The 1,142-nt window shown below is 64.5% G+C and carries 1 protein-coding gene; it reads right to left on the reverse strand.

The window, feature by feature from the left end:
- Window positions 1-140: 140 nt before the first annotated feature.
- A partial coding sequence (locus tag EN984_RS35475) for a 3-hydroxyacyl-CoA dehydrogenase (RefSeq protein WP_245480195.1) occupies window positions 141-1,142 on the reverse strand: 1,002 nt, incomplete at its 5' end.

Here is a 1,142-nt window from a genome sequence, read left to right on the forward strand (position 1 = left end):
TCACTATACGGGGAGTCGAGGCGTGGTCCGCGCAGCGGACGAAAAGCCAACTGCTTGGCTTTTCGAACAACGAACGCCCGGCAGGGCGATGAGGGGCAGCGCAGACCTCGACAATTGGGTGGATTGCCCATGACGATTGATCAGGCTATCGCGTCGCCGTTCCACGACCCGGTCTCGACCATCCGCTTCAGCAGGGGCGCCGGCTTGAACACGTCCTTGCCTGTCCGTTGATGCCAGTACTCGAGCCGCTCGATGATCCTGGCCGGGCCTTCGAGGCCAGCCCAGAACATCGGCCCGCCCTTGCCGATGGGAAAGCCGTAGCCATTGACCCAGACGACATCGATGTCGGACGCACGGGCCGCTATGCCTTCCTCAAGGATCTTGGCGCCCTCGTTGACCAGGGGGTAAAGCGTGCGCTCGATGATTTCCTCCGCACTGATCGCGCGCGGCACGATGCCCTTCTCCGCGGCCTTGTCGCGGATCAGCGCTTCAACCTCGGGATCCGGCACTGGTGTACGCGCGCCAGCCTCGTAAAGGTAAAAACCCCGGCCGGTCTTCTGGCCGAAACGCCCCTGTTCGCACAGCGTGTCGGCGATCACGGCCGACAGGCCACGCGCCTTGCGGTTGCGCCAGCCAATGTCGAGACCGGCGAGATCGCCCATCTGGAAAGGCCCCATCGGCCAGCCGAAATCGGTGAAGACCTGGTCGATCTGGCTGGGCGTCGCGCCTTCCAGAAGAAGCGCTTCCGATTCCGAGCCGCGCGCGGCCAGCATGCGGTTGCCGACGAAGCCGTGGCAGACGCCGACGACAACGGCCACCTTGCCGATCCGCCGCGCCAGGTCGACGACGGTCGCCAGCGCATCGGGCGCGGTCTTGTCGGCGCGCACGATCTCCAGGAGCTTCATGACATTGGCCGGCGAGAAGAAATGCAGGCCGAGCACGTCCTGCGGCCGCGAGGTCGAGGCGGCGATTTCGTTGATGTCGAGATAGGAGGTGTTGGTGGCGAGGATCGCGCCCGGTTTGGCCACCGCTTCGAGCTTGCCGAACACCTCCTTCTTGACCGCCATGTCCTCGAACACCGCCTCTACGATCAGGTCGCAATCGGCGAGATCGGCATAATCGGTGGAGCCCTTGAACTGGGC

The sequence above is a fragment of the Mesorhizobium sp. M7A.F.Ca.CA.004.12.1.1 genome, assembly GCF_003997835.1.
Classification (GTDB): Bacteria; Pseudomonadota; Alphaproteobacteria; order Rhizobiales; family Rhizobiaceae; genus Mesorhizobium.